This is a genomic window from Pseudomonas sp. BF-RE-25, assembly GCF_019956105.1.
In the GTDB taxonomy this organism is placed as follows: domain Bacteria; phylum Pseudomonadota; class Gammaproteobacteria; order Pseudomonadales; family Pseudomonadaceae; genus Aquipseudomonas; species Aquipseudomonas migulae.
On sequence record NZ_JAHBDB010000002.1, the window covers coordinates 79,884 to 97,551 of the forward strand.

General features: G+C 62.2%; 14 protein-coding genes. 7 read left to right on the plus strand and 7 right to left on the minus strand.

Going from position 1 to position 17,668, the window contains the following annotated elements; translation table 11 throughout:
* Window positions 1-2 precede the first annotated feature (2 nt).
* From mdeB to KGB24_RS01065, 4 genes are all read right to left on the minus strand, one after another.
* Entirely contained in the window at window positions 3-2,702 is a 2,700-nt protein-coding gene (mdeB, locus tag KGB24_RS01050; protein WP_223413720.1) for an alpha-ketoglutarate dehydrogenase, read from the minus strand.
* On the minus strand, window positions 2,699-3,118 hold the full coding sequence (locus tag KGB24_RS01055; RefSeq protein WP_223413721.1) for a hypothetical protein: 420 nt from the start codon (window positions 3,116-3,118) through the stop codon (window positions 2,699-2,701). Before KGB24_RS01055 ends, mdeB begins: the two co-directional genes overlap by 4 nt.
* A gap of 52 nt (window positions 3,119-3,170) precedes the next feature.
* On the minus strand, window positions 3,171-3,620 hold the full coding sequence (locus tag KGB24_RS01060) for a transketolase (protein WP_223413722.1): 450 nt from the start codon (window positions 3,618-3,620) through the stop codon (window positions 3,171-3,173).
* Between the two features lie 257 nt (window positions 3,621-3,877).
* Window positions 3,878-4,894, minus strand: coding sequence for a 1-aminocyclopropane-1-carboxylate deaminase (locus KGB24_RS01065; RefSeq protein WP_008045265.1), 1,017 nt, complete (start codon window positions 4,892-4,894; stop codon window positions 3,878-3,880).
* Window positions 4,895-5,094: 200 nt separating this feature from the next.
* On the opposite strand from KGB24_RS01065, the gene KGB24_RS01070 reads away from it, so the two are divergent.
* Complete coding sequence (locus KGB24_RS01070; RefSeq protein ID WP_008033823.1) at window positions 5,095-5,604, plus strand: Lrp/AsnC family transcriptional regulator; 510 nt, start codon at window positions 5,095-5,097, stop codon at window positions 5,602-5,604.
* 3 nt (window positions 5,605-5,607) lie between these two features.
* On the opposite strand, the gene KGB24_RS01075 is transcribed toward KGB24_RS01070, so the two are convergent.
* A complete protein-coding gene (locus KGB24_RS01075; RefSeq protein ID WP_008033822.1) occupies window positions 5,608-7,044 on the minus strand; it encodes an HD domain-containing phosphohydrolase in 1,437 nt (478 codons plus the stop codon).
* 107 nt (window positions 7,045-7,151) lie between these two features.
* Here KGB24_RS01075 and KGB24_RS01080 point away from each other — a divergent pair, with 107 nt between their 5' ends.
* Window positions 7,152-7,922 carry an alpha/beta hydrolase gene (locus KGB24_RS01080; RefSeq protein WP_008033820.1) on the plus strand — a complete coding sequence of 257 codons (771 nt, stop codon included), beginning with the start codon at window positions 7,152-7,154 and terminating at the stop codon, window positions 7,920-7,922.
* A gap of 83 nt (window positions 7,923-8,005) precedes the next feature.
* Here KGB24_RS01080 and KGB24_RS01085 read toward each other — a convergent pair whose 3' ends face one another.
* The gene (locus KGB24_RS01085; protein ID WP_223416051.1) at window positions 8,006-9,352 is read right to left on the minus strand and encodes a PQQ-dependent sugar dehydrogenase; all 1,347 of its coding nucleotides are present in this window, start codon (window positions 9,350-9,352) and stop codon (window positions 8,006-8,008) included.
* 885 nt (window positions 9,353-10,237) lie between these two features.
* A complete protein-coding gene (locus KGB24_RS01090) occupies window positions 10,238-11,161 on the minus strand; it encodes a LysR family transcriptional regulator (protein WP_008033815.1) in 924 nt (307 codons plus the stop codon).
* Between the two features lie 175 nt (window positions 11,162-11,336).
* Between KGB24_RS01090 and KGB24_RS01095 the strand changes: the two genes are divergently transcribed.
* The 5 genes from KGB24_RS01095 to KGB24_RS01115 all read left to right on the plus strand — a co-directional run bounded on the left by KGB24_RS01095 (window position 11,337) and on the right by KGB24_RS01115 (window position 17,666).
* Window positions 11,337-12,476: an iron-containing alcohol dehydrogenase gene (locus KGB24_RS01095; RefSeq protein ID WP_008033814.1), complete on the plus strand. Its 1,140-nt coding sequence runs from the start codon at window positions 11,337-11,339 to the stop codon at window positions 12,474-12,476.
* A gap of 73 nt (window positions 12,477-12,549) precedes the next feature.
* Window positions 12,550-13,329, plus strand: coding sequence for an enoyl-CoA hydratase-related protein (locus KGB24_RS01100; RefSeq protein WP_223416052.1), 780 nt, complete (start codon window positions 12,550-12,552; stop codon window positions 13,327-13,329).
* A 1-nt stretch (window position 13,330) separates the two neighbouring features.
* A complete protein-coding gene (locus KGB24_RS01105; protein ID WP_008033811.1) occupies window positions 13,331-14,539 on the plus strand; it encodes a CaiB/BaiF CoA transferase family protein in 1,209 nt (402 codons plus the stop codon).
* Between the two features lie 169 nt (window positions 14,540-14,708).
* The gene (locus KGB24_RS01110; RefSeq protein ID WP_008033809.1) at window positions 14,709-15,752 is read left to right on the plus strand and encodes a TRAP transporter substrate-binding protein; all 1,044 of its coding nucleotides are present in this window, start codon (window positions 14,709-14,711) and stop codon (window positions 15,750-15,752) included.
* Between the two features lie 15 nt (window positions 15,753-15,767).
* Complete coding sequence (locus KGB24_RS01115) at window positions 15,768-17,666, plus strand: TRAP transporter large permease subunit (RefSeq protein ID WP_008033807.1); 1,899 nt, start codon at window positions 15,768-15,770, stop codon at window positions 17,664-17,666.
* Window positions 17,667-17,668: the final 2 nt, after the last annotated feature.

The following is a 17,668-nucleotide window of genomic DNA, read 5'->3' on the forward strand; positions in this document are numbered from 1 at the left end:
CTTCAAGCGTCCCAAGGCGCGATGGCGTCAACATCAATCCCGTAGCGCGCAATCGCTTCGGCACACACGCCGGCATCGAGGCGCCCGTCCTGAACCAGTGACGTCAGGGCACTCAAGACGATCTGATGGCGGTCCACTTCGAAAAACGCGCGCAACCGGCTGCGGGTATCACTGCGGCCAAAACCGTCGGTGCCGAGCACCGTGTAACGCGCCGGCGCGTAGCTGGCGATCAGTTGGGGCAAGGCACGCACGTAATCGGTGCTGGCAATGATCGGCGCCGTGTCGTTGAGCGATTCCTGAACGTGGCTGCGCCGCGCCGGTTGTCCCGGATGCAGGCGATTCCAGCGCTCCACCTCACGGGCCTCACGGGCCAGCTCGGTGAAGCTGGTGACGCTCCAGACCTCGCTGTCGATGTTCCAGTCACTGGCCAGCAGCTCGGCTGCCGCGATCACTTCAAGCAGGATCGCGCCGGAACCCAACAACTGAACGCTGCCGCGTGCATCCTCGACTTCATGCCGGGCGAACAGGTACATGCCCTTGATAATTGCCTGTTCGACGCCCTCGGGCAGGTTGGGCTGCGGGTAGTTTTCGTTCATCAGCGTGACGTAGTAGAACTCGTCGACCTGACGTTCCAGCATCTGGCGCATGCCGTGATCGAGAATCACCGCAAACTCGCCGGCAAACGCCGGATCGTAGGCCCGACAATTGGGCACCATCGCCGCCATCAGGTGACTGTTGCCGTCCTGATGCTGCAAACCTTCACCGCCGAGCGTCGTGCGTCCCGCCGTGGCGCCGAGCAGAAACCCGCGCGCCCGCTGGTCCGCCGCCGCCCAGATCAGGTCGCCGATGCGCTGGAAGCCGAACATCGAGTAGTAGATGTAGAACGGCAACATCGGCAGGCCATGCACCGAATAGCTGGTCGCGGCGGCTACCCAGGAACTGATCGCCCCGGCCTCGCTGATGCCCTCTTCGAGAATCTGCCCGTCGAGGGCTTCGCGATAACTCAGGATCGAACCGATGTCCTCCGGCTCATAACGCTGACCCACGCTGGAATAAATCCCGATCTGCTTGAACAGGCTGGCCATGCCGAACGTGCGCGCTTCATCGGCCACGATCGGCACGATGCGCGGCCCCAGTTGTTTATCCCGGAGCAAACCGCTGAGCATCCGCACAAACGCCATGGTGGTGGACATTTCCTTGCCTTCGGCGGCAATGGCGAACCCCGCGTAGCTGTTGACGTCGGGCACGGCCAAGGACGTCGACGTGGTGGGCCGCGACGGCATATAGCCGCCCAATGCCCGGCGACGTTCATGCAGGTAGCGCATTTCGGCGCTGTCGTCGTCAGGTTTGAAGAAGCTCAGCGAGGTCGCCTGTTCATCGGTCAACGGCAAATTGAAACGGTTACGGAAGGCGATCAACGCGTCCTTGTCGAGTTTCTTCTGCTGGTGCACGGTCATCTTGCCCTGCCCTGCATCGCCCATGCCGAAGCCTTTCTTGGTCTGCGCCAGAATTACCGTGGGTTTTCTGCCCTCGCGCATCGCGCTTTGGTAGGCGGCGAAAATCTTCACCACGTCGTGGCCACCGCGTTTGAGGCGGTCGATCTGTTCATCGGTCAGGCCCTGGGCCAGATGTGCCAGGGCCTCGTTCTGGCCAAAGAACTGATCGCGGTTGAAACGCCCGTCCTTGGCGGCGAACGTCTGGAACTGGCCATCGACCGTGGCGGACAGGGCCTTGACCAGCGCGCCGTCGTGATCCCGGGCAAACAGTCCGTCCCAGTCAGAGCCCCAGACCAGTTTGATGACGTTCCAGCCGGCCCCACCGAACAGCGCCTCCAGCTCGTCGATGATGCGACCGTTGCCCCGCACCGGACCGTCCAGACGCTGAAGGTTGCAGTTGACCACCCACACCAGATTATCCAGCCCTTCGCGTGCCGCCAGCGTCAGGGCCGACATGCTTTCCGGCTCATCCATTTCACCGTCGCCGAACACCCCCCAAACGGTGCGCCCGGCGGTGTCTTGCAGGCCGCGGTGTTCCAGGTAACGCATGAAACGCGCTTGGTAGATAGAGCTGATCGGACCGATGCCCATCGAGCCGGTCGGGAACTGCCAGAAGTCCGGCATCAACCACGGATGCGGATAACTCGACAGGCCCCGGGCGCCATTGGCGCGCGCGCCGATCTCTTGCCGGTAATGCTGCAAGTCCTTCTCTTCGAGACGGCCTTCCAGAAAAGCCCGTGCATAGACCCCCGGCGCCGAGTGCGGCTGGTAGAACACCAGATCGCCGCCGCTGGTTTCTGTGCGTGCCCTGAAGAAGTGGTTGAAGCCCACCTCAAACAAATCGGCGGCGCTCGCGTAACTGGCGATGTGGCCGCCAAGCTCCCCGTAGGCCTGGTTGGCTCTCGCCACCATGACCAACGCGTTCCAGCGCATGATCGAGGCCAGGCGTTCTTCGAGCGCCAGATCCCCCGGGAACACCGGCTGCTGCTCAACGCTGATGGTATTGATGTAGGGCGTGCCGTGACGGGGCCGCCAATTCATCTCGCAGGTGCTGGCCAGCGTCACCAGCATGTCCATGATCTGCCTGGCCTGCCCGGCACCGCCGTGGGCGATGACCGATAGCAAGGCATCGCGCCACTCAGCGATTTCCTCGGCATCTTCCGTGGTCTGGCCGGGTAACTGGGCATGAAGATCGGACGGGTTCATGGGCATCTCCTGCAAAAGGCTGATTCGTTATCAATGCGCGGTGGAGGGTTTGACCGGGCCAGGCTTTTGACCTGCTCGACCGCTTCGATGACGGAGCGCTCGGTCCGGGCATCCCGGGCTATCGGGTAAATATTGATTCTGCGCTTGGGCAAATCGCGTAAAAAGCGCTTATCCAGTTCGCCAGCCACCACAAGGCAGTAATCACAGGTGGATGTGTGCGCTTCAAACATTCCAGCGCTCATCGGCGCGACATCAACCTGCATCAGTGCAATGTTTTCAAAACAACTGAAACTGTGGTGAATCAACTCTAGATGTTCACTTCCCAGTCCAGCAGTGATCACCACAATGCGCGTGCCACTTGAGGGCTCGCGCATCCATTTCCTGGTGTTATTACGACGGTCGGCAGATCGGCTCATAGGCGTTGCCTTTCTTATTGGGTGTGTTTGATTGAGCGGGTGAAGACATCCGCTAAATGACGTAGCGCTCCTGCAGCACGCTTTTCGCCAGGCTCCGGGTCGCCAACAAAACGGCGTCCACCTGTCGATCCATCGCTGCGTGGGTTGAGGCGACGGTTCCCAGGTCGACGACGCGCAGCGAGTGACCGCAGACGGATCCCAGCCAGGTCAGGCCCGGCACCGTGCCGACTTCGACGTCCAGTAAAAAACTGCTTTTGCACACGCCGCGCAGCAATTGGCGGGCATCGCACGCTTGCTCGGGGCTGGACCCGACCCGCAACCAGTCGAGCATCAATGCCCTGCATTGCTTGACGGCCAGGTAAGCCACCTGATCCCAGTCGTCGATGGCCACGTGCAGCTGGTCGATCATGTATTTGGGCAACGCGGCACTGGTCACGATGACCACCCCGGCATCCGCCGAAGGTTCCTTGATCCAGACGGCGGATTGCGATATCGCATGCATGGCGCTACTCCTGGCGATTGAACGTTGTCCCCTTTCCTGTAGGAGCCGGCTTGCCGGCGATGGGGCCCGTGGGTTTTGCATCGATCTCAAGGCCGCCATCGCCGGCAAGCCGGCTCCTACAAGGGTTCGGTGACAGACACGTAAATGTGAACAACACAATCCACTGTAGGAGCCGGCTTGCCGGCGATGAGGCCCGTTGGTTCTGCATCGATTTCAAGGCCGCCATCGCCGGCAAGCCGGCTCCTACAGGTTTGTGATCAGCCGTTACGGAACAGGAAGCTGTAGGCATTCAGCGCAGGCACCCCGCCCAAGTGTGCGTAAAGCACTTTCGAGCCTTCAGGGAACTCGCCACGGCGAACCATTTCGATCATCCCGTGCATGGATTTCCCTTCGTACACCGGGTCGGTCAGCACGCCTTCAAGTCTGCCGCACAGGCGGATGGCTTCCAGCGTGCCGTCGTTGGGCAAACCGTATTCCGGATAGGCGAACCGTGTGTCGAGCACCACATCCTCCTCGGTGATTTCACGCCCCAGCTCCACCAGTTCAGCGGTGTGCCGGGCGATCCGCAGGATCTGTGCCTTGGTCTTTTCCGGTTTGGCCGAAGCGTCGATACCGATGACGTTTTTCGAACGGCCGTCGGCAGCAAACCCGACCACCATGCCCGCCTGGGTGCTGCCGGTCACCGAGCAGACCACGATGTAATCAAACTTGAAGCCGAGCTCTTTTTCCTGCTGGCGGACTTCCTCGGCGAAACCGACGAAGCCGAGACCGCCATACGGATGCTCGGAACAGCCCGCCGGGATCGGAAACGGTTTGCCGCCGCGCTCCACCACATCGTTCATGGCCTTCTCCCAGCTGGGGCGAATGCCGATGTCGAACCCGGCGGCGTCCAGTCGTACATCCGCGCCCATGATGCGAGACATCTCGATGTTACCAACGCGGTCATACACGGCATCGGAGTAGTTCACCCAGTTTTCCTGGACCAGCACGCACTTCATGCCCAGGTGTGCGGCAACGGCGGCGACCTGGCGGGTCTGGTTCGACTGGATCCCGCCGATGGACACGAGGGTGTCGCAGCCCTGCTCGATGGCCTCGGGAATCAGGTATTCAAGCTTGCGCGTCTTGTTGCCACCGAAGGCCAGGCCACTGTTGCAGTCTTCACGCTTGGCATACAGCTCGACCTTGCCGCCCAGGTGTTCGCTGAGGCGTTTCAAGGGGGTGATGGGCGAAGGACCGAAGGTCAACGGATAGCGTTTGAAACGATTCAGGTTCATGACTCTGCTCCTTGATTATTGGATATCCAAGCGCCAGACCGAAAGGCAAACAGGCTGCATTCCAGGTTCTTTCAGAGGGGCTTCGATGAGTTCAATATTAAGAACAAAGCCAAAAATATGTGTTGCAAGTTTCAATGCATTAAAGAAACATAAATCGTCACCTATCACTTCAAACAACTTTTTATTGCGTAGAAATCCATATGAACGCAACAAATACTCACAAGAAAACCGGAACACCCAGCCCGGAGCCACACCCGCTGGACCGAACCGACCGCGCCATTCTCAAGGCGCTGCAACGCGACGCTTCCATCTCCAATGTGGCGCTCGCCGAGAAGGTCAAACTGAGTGCGCCGGCGTGTTTGCGCCGCGTCGAGCGCCTCAAGCAGGCGGGTTTGATCAAGGGCATCGTCGCGTTGCTGGACAATGACGCGCTGGATGCGGGCATGGTGGTGTTGATCGGCGTGGTGCTGGACCGCTCGACGCCGGAATCCTTCGCTGCCTTCGAGGCCGCCGCGCAAAAGGTTTCCGGCTGCATGGAATGCCATGTGGTGACGGGGGAATTCGACTACTTCATGTTGATACGAACCAAGGACAGCAACAGTTTCAACCGGCTGCACGCGGAGCAATTGTTGTACCTGCCCGGTGTGCGGCAGATTCGTTCGTTCATGGGGTTGCGCCAGGTGTTGTCGACAACCCACATCCCCATTTGAGGCTCAAATCAGTCCGAGGGTCAGCGCCTTCAGCGTTGCAGCCGCACGGGTGGTGCAGTGCAGTTTGCGGAACACGCTCTCGACATGGGTACGCACCGTACTCGGGCTGATGCCGAGCTGGCGCGCCACCTCTTTGTTGCTCCCGCCCATGCTGATCCGTTGCAGGATTTGCGTCTCACGGTCGGTCAGCGGACTGCCGTTCACTCTGGCCGCTACAGCGCTTTCACCGCGCGCCGCCGCGATGACCGCCTGACAGGCCTGAGGGTCGAAACGCCCTTGGGCGGCTTCGTCGAGCAACAGACGTTCCGCGTCACTGTCAGTGAAGGCCGGTCGCCAGGGTCGTTCGCAACGTAACGCCTGCCAGACCAGCGCCGCCGCCAGCAAGCGCTGCTCGGCGGGCAAGGCATCGCCCTCAAGACCACGGAAATAGCCGCTGCCATCCAGTCGTTCGTAAGCGTTGGCCGCCAGCCGGCCCGGCACCGACAGTTCGGGAATCTGGCCGCAGGTACGCGACGTCCAGTAAGGCACCAGGCGTACCTGTTCAAGATCACCGTCCAGCAGCGCCCCCGCCGTGTTCCAGACCCGGTTGGGAACCGCCGCCCGGCCGATGCCATGCACCAGCGCGGCCTTCGCGGCCTGGTCGCCCGACTGTTCCGACAAGCCCCAGAGTCTGGCGGCTTCGCGCACCAACTCGGCGGAGCGACGCGAATAGCCCGCCAGCCAGGGTAGCTTGAGGTCGATCACATCCCCCACCAGCGTAAGCGGCACCTTGATCGCGTTTTCACGGGGTTGTGATGGAGTGACCTCTGGCACGCGCAACGACTCCAGCCAGTCTGCGGCATGTTGCGTGAGCCGGGCGGCCAGCGATGCCGGATAGCGCCGATTGCCCTTGGTCGCAATCCATTCCAGCGCAGCGTCGAGCCCGTGAACCCGCGAGAGAATTTCCAGATCGCCCGCCAGGAGTACCTGATACACCACCTCCGGCACCTCGGGATGGCGCAGGCCAACGGGTTTGCCTTCGCCGTCAAACTGCTCGAACACATGCCGCAGCCCGTGTTCGACCGGCGCACTCAGGCCCAGTGTCTGCGCGATGTCGCCCGACACTTCGCAATGCACCTGCGCCAACGGCGCCGACTTGCGCATGGCGCGCAGGCCCGCCGCCCCCAGCGTCTGGCTGAGCATGGCGTTGCGGCCCTCGACGTCATCGCCCAGCAGACGGGTGAAGCCCTCGGCATTGGCGGTACAACCCGACCAGCGCAGCAAGGCGACTTGCCGCGCGACTTCGGTGTGTTCACCGACACCGTGACACGACTGCGCGAGCAGCTGGACCAGCCGGGCGGTACGACGTGACTGGTCGAAGGGCTGCCCCATGCTCAGGTCCCCGACCATGGACAACGCCACGATCGCACTCTCCAGCTCGATGCCGTCACTGTCGCGCATACCGTTCTGCCCTCCCTCGTTTTTTGGTCTGCCTCGGATAAACGACCGATACCGGACCGTTCGCGTATTGCTGAAACTGGATCACACCAACCACAGGAGATTTAACCATGTTCAAACCCAAGGCTATCGCCCTCGCACTCGCCATGACGGCTTCACTGTTCGCCGTCGGCAGCCATGCGGCCCCTGCGCAACCGTCGGTGGTGATCGTACACGGCGCCTTCGCCGACGGCTCCGACTGGGCCAAGGTTGTCCCGCTGCTGCAAGCCGAAGGCATCAAGGTCACCGTGGTGCAAAACCCGCTGACTTCGCTGGCCGATGATGTGGCGGCCACGCAACGGGTCCTGAACAACCAGGACGGCGACGTCGTGCTGGTCGGGCACTCCTGGGGCGGTACAGTAATCAGTCAGGCCGGCACTGACCAGAAAGTTCGTGGCCTGGTGTACGTCGCCGCGTTTGCCCCTGATGCCGGTCAGGCCAGTAAAGACCTGGGCAAGGATTACCCGGCACCACCCGGTACGAAAGACATCGCCGCGGATAAAAACGGCTTTCTGTACATGACCCGCCAGGGTATGGCCACAGGCTTCGCTCAAGATCTGCCAGCCGCGCAGACCGACATCATGACCGCGACACAAGGTCCGATTCGAGCCTCGGCGTTTGGCGACGTAACCACTGCCGCCGCCTGGAAAGGCAAACCATCGTGGTACGTCGTGGCCCGTGAAGACCGCATGATCCAGCCCGACCTGCAGCGCGCGTTTGCCAAGAAATTGAAAGCGCAGGTCACCGAAGTCGAAGCCAGCCATGTCCCGCAGCAATCACGCCCGGCCGACGTGGCCAAAGTCATCATCCAGGCGGTTCACAAGACCCAGGGCGGGGTTTGAGTCGGCTTCTTCCGACCACAAAAAAGGCGCGTGCCTCATGGCACGCGCCTTTTATCGTCTGCGCTGAGAGCGCAGCTCAGGCGTCATTGCGCGGGTTTGGCCACCGCCACGCGCCACACCTTGTTACCGACATCGTCCGCCACCAGCAACGCCCCGCTCTGATCAAGCGCTACGCCCACCGGACGCCCTTGAGCCTCGCCTTCGGCATTGAGGAAACCGGTGAGGAAATCCACCGGTAAACCTGAAGGCTTGCCGTCGCTGAACGGGATGAACACCACCTTGTAGCCGGCCTGCGGATTGCGGTTCCACGAGCCGTGTTCGCCGATGAACACGCCATTGGCGAAAGCGCTGGGCATGGCCCGCGAGTCAGAGAACGCCAGGCCCAGCGGTGCGACGTGGGTACCCAATGCGTAGTCCGGGGCGATAGCCTGGGCCACCTTGTCCGGGCGCGGCGGCTCAACCCGGGTGTCGACGTGGTTGCCGTAGTAACTCCATGGCCAGCCGTAGAACGCGCCGTCTTTTACCGACGTCAGGTAATCCGGCACCAGGTCGCTGCCGATTTCATCGCGCTCATTGACCACGGTCCACAACTGGCTCGAACCGGGTTTCCAGGCCAGGCCGTTGGGGTTGCGCAGACCGCTGGCAAACAGACGCTTGTCGGCGCTTTTAACGTCAACTTCCCAGATGGCCGCGCGCCCTTCTTCGGCCTCCAGACCGTTTTCGCCAACGTTGCTGTTGGAGCCCACGGTGACGTAAAGCTTGGTGCCCTCAGGGTTGGCGAGCACGTTCTTGGTCCAGTGGTGATTGATACCGGCAGGCAGATCGGTGACTTTCACCGGCGTCGCCGTGATCTCGGTTTGCCCCTCGCTGTAAGGCACCTTGACCAGGGCGTCGGCGTTGGCGATGAACAGCTCGTTGCCCACCAACGCCATGCCGAAGGGTGACGTCAGTCCGCTCATGAACACTGTGCGCAGTTCAGCGTGACCGTCACCGTCGGCATCGCGCAGCAAGGTGATTCGATTGGCGCTGGGCGCATCGGCGCCGACACGGCCCATCACAAAACCCATCGCGGTGCGCCGCGCCCAGGCCAGCGGACCTCTGCCACCGTCAGTGGCGCCTTCAGGCATCGGCGGGTGATTGCTTTCGGCGACCAACAGATCGCCATTGGGCAATCTGTAGATCCAGCGCGGGTGGTCGAGGTTTTCGGCCAGGGCCGTCACCGTGAAACCGGCGGGCGCTTTCGGCTTGTCGCTGCCGGACCAGCCGATGGCCTTGGACACCTTCAACGTCGGGATCAGCGTGGTCGTGGGCTCAGGCAACTGCGGGCTCGGGCCGACACTGGCTTGCGGCGGCAGTTTGGAAGATTCACCACACGCGGTGAGCAACGCGGCAGTGGTCAACAAGAGCGCCAGTCGGCGGGAGACAGTCATGGTTCGAACCTCGCAATGGCCATCCGTGGGCCAATTTAGGAATAGGCAAAATCCCGTCGAGTATCGCGGCGCCGATTCGTTTCAAACACCGCGCCCGCCACAAATCAATATTGCCTGAATCGCACGAATGCAAACGTCCAATGCCGGGCACTATCTCCCATAACAACACAACCCACTGTAGGAGCCGGCTTGCCGGCGATGAGGCCCGTGGGTTTTGCATCGATTTCAAGGCCGCCATCGCCAGCAAGCCGGCTCCTACAAGGGGTTGGTGGCGGGCACCGGAAAGGTGAACAACACGATCCACTGTAGGAGCCGGCTTGCTGGCGATGAGGCCCGTGGGTTTTGCATCGATTGCGAGGCCGCCATCGCCGGCAAGCCGGCTCCTACAAGGGTTCAGTGGCGGGCACGAAAAGGTGAACACCACAATCCACTGTAGGAGCCGGCTTGCCGGCGATGGGGCCCGTTGATTTTGCATCGATTTCAAGGCCGTCATCGCCGGCAAGCTGGCTCCTACAAGGGTTTGGTGGCGGGCACGGGAAAGGTGAACAACACGATCCACTGTAGGAGCCGGCTTGCCGGCGATGGGGCCCGTGAGTTTTGCATCGATTTCGAGGCCGTCATCGCCGGCAAGCCGGCTCCTACAAGGGTTTCGTGGCGGGCACGAAAAGGTGAATACCACAATCCACTGTAGGAGCCGGCTTGCTGGCGATGGGGCCCGTTGGTTTTGCATCGATTGCGAGGCCGCCATCGCCGGCAAGCCGGCTCCTACAAGGGTTTGGTGGTGGGCACGGGAAAGGTGAGCAACGCGATCCACTGTAGGAGCCGGCTTGCTGGCGATGGGGCCCGTGGGTTTTGCATCGATTTCAAGGCCGCCATCGCCGGCAATCAGGCGGGATTCAGCAGTGCCTCGCGCAGCAGCCTGGCCGCTGGCGAGTCCGGGACGCCTTTGCGCGACACCAGTTCGTAGGGTTCGCTGCGTGAGGTGATCGGCAGCGGCAGCGTGGTGGTGAAGCCGTAGCCGGAGCAGAACTTCGCCACGTCGGTCGACACCAGTGCGACGAGGGTCGGGTTTTCCTGGAGCAGCGACAGAGTGGCGAAGGCCGAGGTGGTTTCCAGCAAATGCACCGGGAAACGCAGGTCGGCCTCATGAAACTCGCGCTCCAGCAACAGCCGCATCGGCATGTTGGCGCGATAGACGACCCAGCGGTAATCCACCAGGTCTTTCAACGACAACTGGCGGGCATAGGCGAACGGATGCTGGGTGCTGGCGATCACCGCCAGGGTTTCCTCGACGAAGGTCGAGCTCTCATACAAGTAGGGGGTGGTGCTGATGGTGGTACGGCAGATCGCCAGGTCCAGGCGCCCGGCATCGAGCTGGCTGAGCAGCGCGGCGCTGGTGTCTTCGACAATCTCGATGGACAGCTTCGGGTTGTCGGCGATCACCCGGCTGATCGCCGTGGTCAGCAGCGGCACGGCGCCCATGATGGTGCCGACCGACACGCGTCCGCCCTCGCCGCTCATGATGCCGATGATCTCTTCGCGCAGGTGCGCAAGGTCAGTCTGGATCAACCGCGCGTACCGGATGACCGAACGCCCGGCGTCGTTCGGCTCAAGCCCGCGGTTAGTGCGGGTGAACAGCGCAGTGCCGAAAGTAGTTTCAATTTCTTGCAGCGCCTTGCTCGCGCCGGGCTGGGTCAGCGCGACCTGTTTGGCCGCGCCCAGCAACGAGCCGTGCTCATCCAGGGCGATCAGCAAACGGAGCTGCTTGACGTGCAGGCGGGACATGATCGAGTTCAGTGAGGGCGTCATCAGGGTTAACTAAAAGTTATAGAGGTATCGAAAGTTGTCAGTATCGAGGCTGGCCAAGACGGCCCTATAGTCCACCCCACAGCCAGGCAATGCAATGGGTTTGACCAGAGTGCGAAAGCCCTCCTGCCCCAGACCGGTTGCAACAATAACAATCCTGTATAACTTGTGGTGAATCATGTCACTCATCAATTACGTCACCAAAATCCAGTTCGGCTACGACAGCCTGCAGCACCTGGCCGCCGAAGCCGAGCGCGCCGGCATCACCCGGCCGCTGATCGTCACCGACGTCGGCGTGCGCAATGCCGGCATCGTCGACAAAGTCATCGCTGCCCTCGGCGGTGACCGCGCACCGACAATCTTCGACGCCACCCCGCCCAATCCGAATGAACACGCCGTGCGTGAAGCCGTGGCCCAATACCACCTCGGCGAGTGCAACGGCATCATCGCTGTCGGTGGCGGTTCATCGATCGATCTGGCCAAAGGCGTCGCGGTCTGCGCCACCCACGACGGTCCTCTGCAAAGCTTCGCGGTGATTGAAGGCGGACTGGATCGCATCACCTCGGCCACCGCGCCGCTGATTGCGGTTCCGACCACGGCCGGCACCGGCAGCGAAGTGGGTCGCGGCGCTATCCTGATCCTCGACGATGGTCGCAAGGTCGGCGTTATCTCCCCCTATGTCGTGCCTCGCGTGGCCATCTGCGATCCGGAGTTGACCCTCGGTCTGCCGCCCATGCTCACCGCCGCCACCGGCATGGACGCTATCGCGCATTGCATCGAAACGTTCATGGCCCCGGCCTTCAACCCTGCCGCAGACGGCATCGCCCTCGACGGTTTGTGGCGCGCCTGGGAACACATCGAACGCGCGACCGCCGAACCCGGTGATCGCGAAGCGCGGATGAATATGATGAGCGCGTCCATGCAAGGCGCGCTGGCCTTCCAGAAAGGTCTGGGCTGCGTGCACAGCCTTTCCCACGCCTTGGGCGGCATCAATCCGAAACTGCACCACGGCACGTTGAACGCGATTTTTCTACCGGCGGTCGTGCACTTCAACGCCAACGCCCCGACTGTCCGTGACGAGCGCAAACTCGAAAGACTGCGCCATGCCATGGGCCTTGAGGCCGACGCGAACATCGGCGCAGCCATCGAAGACATGACCAAACGCCTGGGCCTGCCGACCCGCCTGAGCCAGATCGGCGTCGATGAAAGCCTGTTCGCCGGCATCGTCGAGGGCGCGTTGCACGATCACAGCCACAAGACCAATCCGCGCGAAGCATCCTCGGCGGACTACCTGTCGATGCTCGAACAATCGCTGTAAGCAGCCGCTGCCCAACAACAATAAAACAGGAGGCATCCGCGTCGTCGGCAACGCCGACGGCAGCGGAACAATCATGAAGCCCACCGTCCTTATCGAACGGCAAGACGCCATTGCCATCGTCACCCTCAGTCATCCGGGAAAGATGAACGCCCTGACCCTGTCCATGTGGCAAGACCTGGGTGACGTCATGACCGAACTGTCCGCCGACCTCAGCGTGCGCTGCGTGGTGTTGCGCGGTGCGGGCGAACAGGCCTTTGCCGCCGGCGCCGATGTCGGCGAGTTTCCGGGCGTGCGCGCCAACCAGGCGCAGGCCCGACACTATGCCGAAATCACTTCAGCGGCGATGCGCGCGGTTGTCGAATGCCCGCACCCGGTGATCGCGATGATTCACGGCGTGTGCGTCGGCGGTGGCCTGGAAATCGCCGCGCTCTGCGACCTGCGCATCTGTGGCACGTCCAGCCGCTTCGGCGCGCCGGTCGGCAAGCTCGGGCTGGTCATGTCCTATGACGAAATGGCCGGGCTGGTGGCGCTGGCGGGACGCTCGACGACCCTGGAGATTCTCCTTGAAGGCCGCATTCTCGACGCCAACGACGCCTACGTGAAAAACCTCGTGACCCGCGTCGTACCGGATGCCGAAGTCGAATCCGAAACCCTCGCCACCGCCAAACGCATCACTAACGGCGCCCCGCTCGTCGCCCGCTGGCATCGCCAGGCGGCACGGCAACTGGAAGCGGGCATCGCCCCCACCGTCGAGCAGATCGACAGCAGTTACTCCTGCTACGACACCGACGATTTTCAGATCGGCCTGAACGCGTTCATCGCCAAAGCCAAACCACAATTCGAGGGCAAATAACATGGGACCGCTGACAGGAATGCGCGTGGTAGAACTGGCTCACATCATGTCCGGCCCGGTGTGCGGCATGATGCTGGCCGACATGGGCGCTGACGTGGTGAAGGTCGAGAAAGTCCCGGACGGTGATGATTCGCGGCGCTTCTCGCCGATCATGGCCAGCGGTGAATCCGCTTCGTTCATGGTGGTCAACCGCAACAAGCGCGGGATCGGCCTGAACCTTAAAACCGAGGGCGGCCGCGACGTTCTGCGCCGCCTGCTGATGGACGCCGACGTGGTCACGGAAAACTACCGCGCCGGCACCATGGAAAAATTCGGCCTCGGTTACGAAACCCTGAAAACCCTCAACCCCGGACTGATCTATTGCGCGATTTCCGGTTACGGCCGCAGCGGGCCGTTCGGCGAAAAAGGCGGTTTCGACCTGATCGCCCAAGGCATGAGCGGCATGATGAGCATGACCGGTGAAGCCGGGCGTGAGCCGGTCAAGGCCGGTTCGCCGGTGGCCGACATCAACTCCGGCATCCTCGCCGCCCTCGGCATCTGCGCTGCGTATGCCGCGAAACAGAAAACCGGCCTTGGGCAGATGGTCGACACCTCACTGTTCGAAGCCGGCCTGCAACAAATGTACTGGCCAGCAGCGGCGTATTTCGCCGACGGCACCATCCTGCCAAAAATGGGTTCGGCCAACTCCACCAGCGCGCCGTACCAGGTGTTCCGCACGGCGGATGGCTGGATCAACATCGGCGCCGCCAACCAGGCCAACTATGAACGACTGGTCGAGGCGCTGGCCGTTCCGCAATTGAAAGCCGACCCACGTTTCGCCAGCAACGCCTTGCGCATGGAGCATCGCCTGGCGCTGGTGGAAATCCTCAACGAAGTGCTGGTCGCACGCACCACGGATGAATGGATGGTGTTGTTCGACAGCCTCGGCCTGCCTGCCGGGCCGGTCCTCGACATCGCCGCTGCGTTGGCCCACCCGCAAACCAAGGCACGCGGCATGGTCGTCGAGACCGAACACCCGACCGAAGGCCGGGTGCGCGGCATGGGCTTGCCGATTCACTTCTCCGACATGGACAACGCCGCGCCACCGACCAGCCGCCCTGCCCCGCTGCTCGGCGAACACACCCGCGAAGTGCTGAAGGAAAGCGGGTATGCGGAAAACGAAATCGACGAGTTGATTCGCACCCAGGCGGTGGTCGCACTCGCCTCCTGAACCGAACTGTGTGGGAGCGAGCCTGCTCGCGATGGACGTTAACGAAAACGCGTTTTTGGCTGGATAAACGCGGCGCCCTCAGGTCCATCGCGAGCAGGCTCGCTCCCACAAGGAGCAGCGTTCGCGTTGCTTTTTTGAACAACTACAACAAAAACAATAGGTGAACATCATGAGCCGTATCTTGACCGAGTCCGTCAGCCGCCGATCCTTCCTAGTGTCTGCCGGCGTCACCGTGGGTGGCGCATTTGCCGCCAACCTGCTGCCTTCGAGCGTCTTCGCCGCGACCAAACCCATCGTGCTGCGCTACACCAGTAGCCTGCCCGACACCCATCCGCTGAACCAACAGATGAAGGCCGCCTCGCTGGCGATCAAGGCCGAAACCAACGGCGCGGTGGACTTGCAGGTGTACGCCAACGGCGCCATGGGCGGCGACACCGACATGCTGTCCCAGGTGCGCGCCGGGGCGATCGATTTCATTCCACTGCCGGGTGCGATTCTCTCGACGCTGGTGCCGGCCATGTCGATTGAAAGCATGCCGTTCGCTTTCAAGGACTACGACAGTGTCTGGGCCGCGCTGGACGGCAAACTGGGCGAGTACGTGCGCGCCAAGACCGAGAAGGTCGGCCTGATCCCGATGGAAAAAGTCTGGAACAACGGCTTCCGCCAGATCACCAGTTCGACGCGGCCGATCAACACGCCGCAAGACCTCGCCGGCTTCAAACTGCGCGTCTTGGTCAGCCCGCTGTGGACGTCGATGTTCAGCGCCCTGGGCGCCTCGCCGACCGGCATCAGCATCAACGAAACCTACTCGGCCTTGCAGACCAAAGTGGTCGACGGCCAGGAAAACCCGCTGGTGGTGGTCGAGTCCGCACGGTTCTATGAAGTGCAGAAATATTGCTCGATGACCGACCACATCTGGGGCGGTTTCTGGATCGTCGCCTCGGGCAAGACCTTCCCGAAACTGCCGGCGGACGTGCAGGAAATCGTCTCACGGCAGATCAACGCCGCCGCGCTGGTTCAGCGCCAACAGGTGATCGACCTCAACTCCAGCCTGGAGCCGTCGCTGACCGCCCACGGCATCACCTTCAACAAAGTCGACCGCACACTGTTCAGGACAGACCTGCAATCGAAAGGCTTCTACACCCAATGGAAGGATAAGTACGGCCCGGAAGCCTGGAGCTTGCTTGAGCAATACGCGGGTCAACTGTCCTAAGCCGGAGACAAAGTCATGAAAAATGAACTGCCAATGACGGATGTTGCTCCCGCTGAAGGACTCAGCCCACACCAAACCACATTTCGTCTCGGCCGCGCGCTGGACACCGGTCTGCGCTGGCTGACCGAGGGCAGCGCCGCGTTGCTGGTGGTCATCGAAGTCACGCTGCTGTTCTGCAACGTGTTCTCGCGTTATGTGCTCAACCAGCCGATTGTCTGGGGCGACGAACTGGCTTCGCTGCTGTTCCTGTGGCTGGCGATGCTCGGTTCGGTGGTGGCGATGCGACGCGGCGAACACATGCGACTGACCTCGTTCATCTCGCGGCTGCCCGTGGAGAAACGGGCGTTCATCGACACCCTGGGCGCGGTGATCGTCATCACCTTCATCGGGCTGCTGTTCACCCCGGCCTGGGAGTACGTCAGCGACGAGTGGATCATCACCACCGCCGCCCTCGAAATCCCCAACGCCTTTCGTGTGTCCGCCATCGCCGTCGGCCTGAGCCTGATGTTGATGACCTGCGTCGCCCGGCTGTTGACCAGCGCACGGTTGATCGACTTCTCGGTCTCGGTGGCGATGCTCGCATCCCTCGGCGCGTTGTTGTGGGTGGCCGAAGGCTCGATGTTGCTGATGGGCAACTGGAACCTGGTGATTTTCTTCATGGTCGGCGTGATGGCGATGATCGTCATCGGCGTCCCCATCATGGTCGCGTTCGGCCTGGCCACGGTGGCGTACCTGTCGACCATGACCAGTACACCGCTGACGCTGGTGGTCGGGCGGATGGACGAAGGCATGGCGAGCCTGATCCTGCTGGCCATCCCGCTGTTCGTGTTTTTGGGTGCACTGATCGAAGCCATGGGCATGGCGCGGGCGATGATTCGTTTCCTGTGCTCGCTGATCGGCCATGTGCGCGGCGGTTTGTCGTATGTGCTGATCGGCGCCATTTACCTGATCTCCGGTATTTCCGGCTCGAAAGCGGCCGACATGGCCGCCATCGCCCCGGCGCTGTTCCCGGAAATGAAGAAGCGCGGCGAGGACGAAAACGAACTGGTGGCGATGCTTAACGCCTCCGGGGCGATGTCGGAAACCATTCCACCGAGCCTGGTGCTGATCACCATCGGTTCGGTGACCGGTGTGTCGATTTCCGCACTGTTCACCGGCGGTTTCATGCCAGCGGTGGTGGGCGCGATTGCGATGGCAGCCGTCATCTGGTGGAAAAACCGCAAAGGTGAGGCCTCCACCGGCAAACGCGCCTCGGGCAAGGAAATCGGCCACTCGCTGCTGCTCGCGATCCCTGCGCTGGCCCTGCCCTTCGTGATCCGCACTGCCGTGGTCGAAGGCGTCGCCACCGCCACCGAAGTCGCCGCCATCGGCGTGGCCTACACCTTCATTGTCGGTTTGCTGTGCTACCGCTGCTTTGACTGGCGCCGCTTGTACCCGATTCTGGTCAGCACCGCGTCGTTGTCCGGCGCGATCCTGATCATCATCGGCAGCGCCACCGCGATGGCCTGGGCGCTCACCCAATCGGGCTTCTCGCACCAGCTGGCGCAAGTGATGGCGACCGTTCCGGGGGGCGCGATGGGCTTCCTGATCATCTCCGCCGTGGCGTTCATCCTGCTCGGCAGTTTCCTGGAAGGCATCCCGGCCATCGTGCTGTTCGGCCCGCTGCTGTTCCCGATTGCCAAAGCCATGGGCATCAACGACGTGCATTACGCCATGGTCGCGATCTTCGCCATGGGCCTGGGCTTGTTCGCCCCGCCATTCGGCGTCGGTTTCTACGCCGCGTGCGCCATCGCCAAGGTCGACCCAAGTGGCGCCATGCGCCGGGTCTGGCCGTATCTCGGCGCCCTGGTCGTCGCGCTGGCGGTGCTGATCGCCGTGCCGTGGATTTCCATCGGTTTCCTGCCGTCTGCCTGAAT

What these genes read in the sequence shown, in the direction of transcription:
- mdeB (WP_223413720.1), bottom strand. Translation starts at nt 2,702, where the DNA reads ATGAACCCGTCCGATCTTCATGCCCAGTTACCCGGCCAGACCACGGAA.
- KGB24_RS01055 (WP_223413721.1), bottom strand. Translation starts at nt 3,118, where the DNA reads ATGAGCCGATCTGCCGACCGTCGTAATAACACCAGGAAATGGATGCGC.
- KGB24_RS01060 (WP_223413722.1), bottom strand. Translation starts at nt 3,620, where the DNA reads ATGCATGCGATATCGCAATCCGCCGTCTGGATCAAGGAACCTTCGGCG.
- KGB24_RS01065 (WP_008045265.1), bottom strand. Translation starts at nt 4,894, where the DNA reads ATGAACCTGAATCGTTTCAAACGCTATCCGTTGACCTTCGGTCCTTCG.
- KGB24_RS01070 (WP_008033823.1), top strand. Translation starts at nt 5,095, where the DNA reads ATGAACGCAACAAATACTCACAAGAAAACCGGAACACCCAGCCCGGAG.
- KGB24_RS01075 (WP_008033822.1), bottom strand. Translation starts at nt 7,044, where the DNA reads ATGCGCGACAGTGACGGCATCGAGCTGGAGAGTGCGATCGTGGCGTTG.
- KGB24_RS01080 (WP_008033820.1), top strand. Translation starts at nt 7,152, where the DNA reads ATGTTCAAACCCAAGGCTATCGCCCTCGCACTCGCCATGACGGCTTCA.
- KGB24_RS01085 (WP_223416051.1), bottom strand. Translation starts at nt 9,352, where the DNA reads ATGACTGTCTCCCGCCGACTGGCGCTCTTGTTGACCACTGCCGCGTTG.
- KGB24_RS01090 (WP_008033815.1), bottom strand. Translation starts at nt 11,161, where the DNA reads ATGACGCCCTCACTGAACTCGATCATGTCCCGCCTGCACGTCAAGCAG.
- KGB24_RS01095 (WP_008033814.1), top strand. Translation starts at nt 11,337, where the DNA reads ATGTCACTCATCAATTACGTCACCAAAATCCAGTTCGGCTACGACAGC.
- KGB24_RS01100 (WP_223416052.1), top strand. Translation starts at nt 12,550, where the DNA reads ATGAAGCCCACCGTCCTTATCGAACGGCAAGACGCCATTGCCATCGTC.
- KGB24_RS01105 (WP_008033811.1), top strand. Translation starts at nt 13,331, where the DNA reads ATGGGACCGCTGACAGGAATGCGCGTGGTAGAACTGGCTCACATCATG.
- KGB24_RS01110 (WP_008033809.1), top strand. Translation starts at nt 14,709, where the DNA reads ATGAGCCGTATCTTGACCGAGTCCGTCAGCCGCCGATCCTTCCTAGTG.
- KGB24_RS01115 (WP_008033807.1), top strand. Translation starts at nt 15,768, where the DNA reads ATGAAAAATGAACTGCCAATGACGGATGTTGCTCCCGCTGAAGGACTC.